Annotated in this window: 5 protein-coding genes; all 5 read left to right on the top strand. The window is 43.7% G+C overall.

What is annotated here, in order from left to right:
• Nucleotides 1-173 precede the first annotated feature (173 nt).
• The 5 genes from recO (at nt 174) to F6X55_RS01090 (ending at nt 5,741) form a co-directional block, all read left to right on the top strand.
• On the top strand, nt 174-917 hold the full coding sequence (recO, locus tag F6X55_RS01110; protein WP_153461561.1) for a DNA repair protein RecO: 744 nt from the start codon (nt 174-176) through the stop codon (nt 915-917).
• Nucleotides 918-1,231: 314 nt separating this feature from the next.
• The gene (glyQ, locus tag F6X55_RS01105; protein ID WP_153461559.1) at nt 1,232-2,122 is read left to right on the top strand and encodes a glycine--tRNA ligase subunit alpha; all 891 of its coding nucleotides are present in this window, start codon (nt 1,232-1,234) and stop codon (nt 2,120-2,122) included.
• The gene (gene glyS / locus F6X55_RS01100; RefSeq protein ID WP_153461557.1) at nt 2,109-4,196 is read left to right on the top strand and encodes a glycine--tRNA ligase subunit beta; all 2,088 of its coding nucleotides are present in this window, start codon (nt 2,109-2,111) and stop codon (nt 4,194-4,196) included. Before glyQ ends, glyS begins: the two co-directional genes overlap by 14 nt.
• A gap of 78 nt (nt 4,197-4,274) precedes the next feature.
• A complete protein-coding gene (locus tag F6X55_RS01095; protein WP_026569920.1) occupies nt 4,275-4,913 on the top strand; it encodes a transcriptional regulator CcpN in 639 nt (212 codons plus the stop codon).
• The gene (locus F6X55_RS01090; RefSeq protein ID WP_026771155.1) at nt 4,914-5,741 is read left to right on the top strand and encodes a pyruvate, water dikinase regulatory protein; all 828 of its coding nucleotides are present in this window, start codon (nt 4,914-4,916) and stop codon (nt 5,739-5,741) included.
• Nucleotides 5,742-6,000: the final 259 nt, after the last annotated feature.

Here is a 6,000-nt window from a genome sequence, read left to right as displayed (position 1 = left end):
TCTTTAGAATTAGTGAGTGAATGTGGTGCAGGCGGGAAACCCTTTCGGTGGGCCTTTCAGGCCGAGGCCGGTAACAGAGGCTTTCAGCCGCAGAGCAAACCACCAGTTCACACTGGTGGTTTTGATTTAGTATAAAAAGTGTCGTCTTTTTTGAAAGGGATTGGTGAATAGATTTGTTTGAGAAAACAGAGGGCATAATCCTGCGGACGCAAGATTATGGGGAGACACATAAGATTGTGACGATATTGACGCCGTCACACGGGAAAATCGGTGTAGTCGCGAGGGGAGCAAAAAAACCGAAAAGCAGGATGGCAGCCATCACACAGCCGTTCATCCATGGTCAATTCTTAATACAGACGGGGAGAAATCTGGGTACACTGCAACAAGGCGAAGTGCTTTCTTCCTTTCGGGAAATCAGGGAAGATATTGTAAAGACGGCATACGCGACTTATCTGTCAGAGCTGACAGATAAGTTGGTGGAAAAAAACAACTATGATCCATTTTTATTTCGACAACTGGAACAAACGCTGACCTGGATTTCGGAAGGGAAAGACGCGGAAATATTGACGATCATTTATGAACTCAAAATGTACCAGCGGGCAGGATACGCTCCTGAACTGCAACAGTGTGTCAATTGCGGGAACCCTCAGGGACCATTTGCATTCTCTACCGCAGAGGGAGGTTATCTTTGCCCTCGCTGTCGTCATATCGATGAGTATGCGGTATCCTTGCCGGAAAACCTGTCGAGAATCTTTTCAATGTTTTCCACCATCGATATCGAACGAATCGGAAATATTTCGATAAAACCGGAAAATAAACAACTGTTGAAAAAATTGATGGAGGAGTATTATGAACGGTATGGCGGATATCATATCAAGTCAAAAAAATTTTTAAACCAGCTGGATCTCTTGAAATAGCATTATGATTGACAAAAAGGATAAAATTCAGTAAGGTTAAATCAAAATTTACATATTGCATTGACGGTGAGTAGTACTTGGACATCTTTTCTAAAAGCGAATCCAGGATAGTGAGAGCTGGAGTAGAAAAAACCGGGGAAGGCGCACCAGAGCAATCAAGCGAAAGCGGCTTTCCGTTAATCGGAAAGCAAGTAGGGTGGAACCGCGGATATCCCGTCCCTATGCCTTGGATTGGCGTAGGGGCGGTTTTTTGTCGTGATTTTACAGCAAAGCCCGCTTCTAAGTTTGAATACCATAATCGGAGGAATGAGCAAATGAATATTCAGCAAATGATCTTAACTTTGCAAAAGCATTGGTCAGATCAAAACTGTATTTTAATGCAAGCATATGACGTAGAGAAAGGTGCTGGGACAATGTCACCGATGACATTGTTGCGCAGCCTTGGCCCGGAACCTTGGAATGTTGCATATGTAGAACCGTCCCGCCGGCCGGCTGACGGAAGATATGGACAGAATCCGAATCGTTTGTATCAACACCATCAATTTCAGGTGATCATGAAGCCTTCACCAGATAACATACAAGAGTTATATTTGGATTCTTTGCGGGCATTGGGTATTGATCCTTTACAGCATGATATCCGGTTTGTTGAAGATAACTGGGAAAATCCTACGCTCGGTGCGGCCGGGCTTGGTTGGGAAGTGTGGTTGGATGGAATGGAAATCACTCAATTCACGTATTTTCAACAAATCGGCGGGCTCGAAGCAAAGCCGGTAGCGGTTGAATTGACTTATGGAATTGAACGACTTGCTTCCTATATCCAGGATAAAGAAAATGTGTTTGATTTAGAATGGACGGATGGAGTAACGGTTTCTGACATCTTCCTACAGCCTGAATATGAACATTCCAAATATACTTTCGAAGAATCCGATACAGATATGCTGTTCAATCTGTTTTCGACCTATGAGAAGGAAGCAAAGCGGACAATGGAGAAAGGCCTTGTATTCCCGGCTTATGACTATGTATTGAAGTGCTCTCACACATTCAATCTCCTGGATGCAAAAGGAGTTATCTCCGTAACCGAAAGAACCGGATATATTTCCAGGGTAAGAAATTTAGCGCGGGAAATAGCCAAAATATATGTAGAAGAGCGTGAACGTCTTGGGTTCCCTATGTTGAAGGAGGCGGCAAACAATGACAACAACTAATATTTTATTCGAAATAGGCCTTGAAGAAATGCCGGCCCGTTTTCTTGATGATGCACAGAGACAATTACTGGAAAAAACCACCGCCTGGCTGGATGAATTGCGGGTACCTTATCAAGGTGTCGAAGCATATGTAACACCGCGGCGGCTCGCTGTTCTAATCAAGGACGCAGCTGAAAAACAGCCAGATATCGAGGAAGAAGCAAAAGGTCCGGCGAAAAGCATTGCACTAGACGAAAATGGCGAGTGGACAAAAGCAGCTGTTGGTTTCTCACGAGGTCAAGGAAAAACGGTGAAAGACATCTATACCAAAGAAGTAAATGGGACAGAATACATTTTTGTGAGTAAGTTTATAGAGGGCAGCAAGACCTTCGATTTATTGCAGGGATTCAAAGATGTCGTGTTAAAGGTAAACTTCCCCAAAAATATGCGCTGGAGTGATTTGAACCTACGTTACGTGAGACCCATCCGCTGGATCACTGCTTTGTTCGGCAGTGAAGTCATCCCGTTGGAGATTGCTGGTGTTACCGCATCAAATGCGACATTCGGACATCGATTTCTTGGTAAATCCATTGAATTATCATCTGCTGGTGACTATCGAAATAAGCTAAAAGAGCAGTATGTAATCGTGGATCCTTCTGAAAGAGAAAAGAAGATCAGAAGTGAAATTGAACAATTACAGGAAAACAAAAACTGGCAGGTTACAGTGGATGCCGATTTGCTGGACGAAGTAAAGCATTTGGTTGAGTATCCTACCGTTTTTTCCGGTTCCTTTGATGAAGAGTTCCTGGCCGTTCCCGAAGAGGCTCTGATTACTTCCATGAAAGAACATCAGCGATATTTCCCAGTGCGGGATAGTGAAGGAGAGTTGCTGCCGAACTTTGTCGCTGTAAGAAACGGTAATAGCGATTTTATAGAAACGGTTGCTCGGGGAAACGAAAAAGTGTTAAGGGCCAGACTTTCCGATGCAAGATTCTTTTTTGAAGAAGATAAGAAACAATCCATAGCCAACAATGTGAAGAAACTGGAAAAGATGGTGTTTCAGGAAAAGCTCGGAACTATTGCAGAAAAGGTGGAACGTGTAGCTCAACTAACAAGTAAAATCGCTGAGTTGCTCGATATGGACACAGCTGTACGGAACCACGCAGTTCGGGCAGCAGAAATCTCCAAGTTTGATTTGGTGACCAATATGGTCAATGAGTTCACAGAACTTCAGGGGATTATGGGGGAGAAATACGCCCGTCTGTTCGGTGAAAATGAACGAACAGCTCAGGCTATCAATGAACATTATATGCCACGGCATGCAGGAGACACTCTCCCTCAGTCGCCAGAAGGTGCTCTTGTAAGTGTTGCTGATAAATTGGATACCATTATCGGCTGCATTTCTGTAGGCATCATTCCCAGCGGTTCCCAGGATCCTTATGGGCTCAGACGGCAGGCTATCGGAGTTTTGCAAATCTTGAAAGCTCAAAAGTGGGAAGTGAAACTGGAACAGTTGCTTGAACAAGCTTATCAGCAATTTGAAACAAAGGGTATTCCAACTCGGGATAAACAAGAGACAATGGAAAATGTGTCCGAGTTCTTTGCCCACCGTGCGGGTTATATTTTGAAAGAAGCAGGAATTGACCAGGATGTCATCGAAGCAGTCCTTCATGCAGGCATCGGAATCTTTCAATTCACTTTCGATAAAGCTCTTGTTTTGACCGATAAAAGACAGGATGAAGCCTTCAAACCAGTTCAAGAAGGACTGGGGCGTGTGTTGAATTTAGCCGGCAAGGCTAAGACGGAAGAGGTCAAAAAAGAATTGTTCGAAAATGAAACAGAAACCGAATTGAATGCTGCAGTAGAACGGGTGGTGCCGGAATTTCAACAAGCTTTGAATCGACAAAAAGCAAGTCAAGCTATAAATGTTTTGGCTGAATTGGCAGATCCTATTCACGCATTTTTTGATCATACGATGGTTATGGCGGAAGATGAGCACGTAAAAAATAACCGGCTTGCATTATTGAATAAAATTGCTTCCATGGTTTATCAATATGCCGACCTGTCAAAAGTGCAGTGGAAACAGCAATTCTGACATATTCCCGTTTATATATGTTGTACCTGTCTATAATGAGAGAAAAAATGTGCTTCATGCCGAGAAGGTGGTGAAAGGATGGAACTTTCCGATCGTCAGCAGCAGATTATTGAGATTGTAAAAAAACATGGTCCGATTACCGGGGAGAATATAGCGGAAAAACTCCAATTGACAAGAGCTACGCTCCGACCAGACTTATCTGTCCTCACCATGTCCGGCTTCTTGGATGCCCGTCCGAGAGTAGGTTATTTTTTCACGGGGAAAACCGGTTTTGAATTGCTTTCTGAAAAACTGAAAAAAGTGAAGGTGCGGGATTTTCAATCGATACCGATCGTGATTAAAGAAAATGACTCGGTTTATGATGCCATCAGCAAAATGTTCCTGGAAGATGTTGGAACGTTATTCGTGGTGGACGATGCTTCGCTTTTAACAGGGGTCGTTTCTCGAAAAGACTTGCTCAGGGCTAGTCTGGGCAATCAGGATTTAGCCAGTCTTCCGGTTAATATCATCATGACGAGAATGCCGAATGTTACGATTTGCCGAAAAAACGATTATCTGATCAACGCAGCAAAACAATTGATCAGCAAACAAATCGATGGTCTTCCTGTGGTAGAGGATACAGAAAATGGCCTACAGGTCATCGGCCGCATAACCAAAACAAATATGACCAAAGCATTAGTGGAATTCACCGGGAATGATAACTTGCAGGGAGGTTAAATGATGGGCAAACCTATTGTGTATATAGTTTCTGACTCGGTGGGAGAGACAGCAGAATTAGTGGTGAAAGCTGCTCTGAGCCAGTTTGATAACAGCGGAGAATATCTTCTACACCGAGTACCTTATGTTGAAAATCTGGAGATACTGGATGAAACCATCAACCAAGCGGAGGAAAAAGGGGCGATAATCGGTTTCACCCTGGTGAATCCTACGTTTCGCAGACATCTGCTGGAGGAATCCGTTAAAAGAAAGATTGAATGCATTGATATCATGGGACCGCTTATGGACGCCATGGAAAAGGTTTATCAAAAAAAACCGAGGCTCGAACCCGGATTGGTTCATAAATTGGACGAAGATTATTTCAAGCGGGTAGAAGCGATAGAATTTGCGGTGCGGTATGATGATGGAAGAGATCCGAGGGGGATATCGAAAGCGGATATTGTATTGATCGGCGTTTCCCGGACCTCCAAAACACCGCTTTCGCAATATCTTGCCCACAAACGCCTCAAGGTTGCCAATGTCCCTATAGTACCAGAGGTGAATCCTCCGGAAGAGTTATTTCAAGTGGATCCCAATCGGTGTATTGGTTTGAAAATCAGCCCTGAAAAACTGAACGATATCCGGAAGGAACGGCTGAAGGCCCTGGGGTTGGGAGACCAAGCCAGCTATGCTAACCGGGAACGGATTTTGCAAGAGCTTGATCATTTTGAAAAAGTGGTGGAAAGAATCGGGTGTCATGTGATCAATGTTTCGAATAAGGCAGTGGAGGAAACTGCAAACGTTATTCTGAATATAAGAAAGCAATTGTTGTTGAATGGCAAACCCTGACTGTTAACCACGTGTTTGTACAACCATGGCCAGGTGTCAAAGCAGGAAGGCTGTCGTATGCATCTCCTTCCAAACAGCTATAATAAGAAGAAGGAGTTTCACTTGCTTCGCCTTCCATCCCACTCACCGTTTTGTGCAGGAGAAAGGGAATGATCAACGAGAGAGTTGCCTTGCAGAATACAATCACGGGGTGCAACGGTTCTTTAAGCGCAACGTTATAAGAAAAAATATTAGCATTTTCTTTTTTTCTGTATTATAA

Source organism: Sediminibacillus terrae, from assembly GCF_009602435.1.
Classification (GTDB): Bacteria; Bacillota; Bacilli; order Bacillales; family Amphibacillaceae; genus Sediminibacillus; species Sediminibacillus terrae.
Note: the sequence above shows the minus strand (reverse complement) of the source record. Positions and strands in the feature narration are given on the sequence as shown.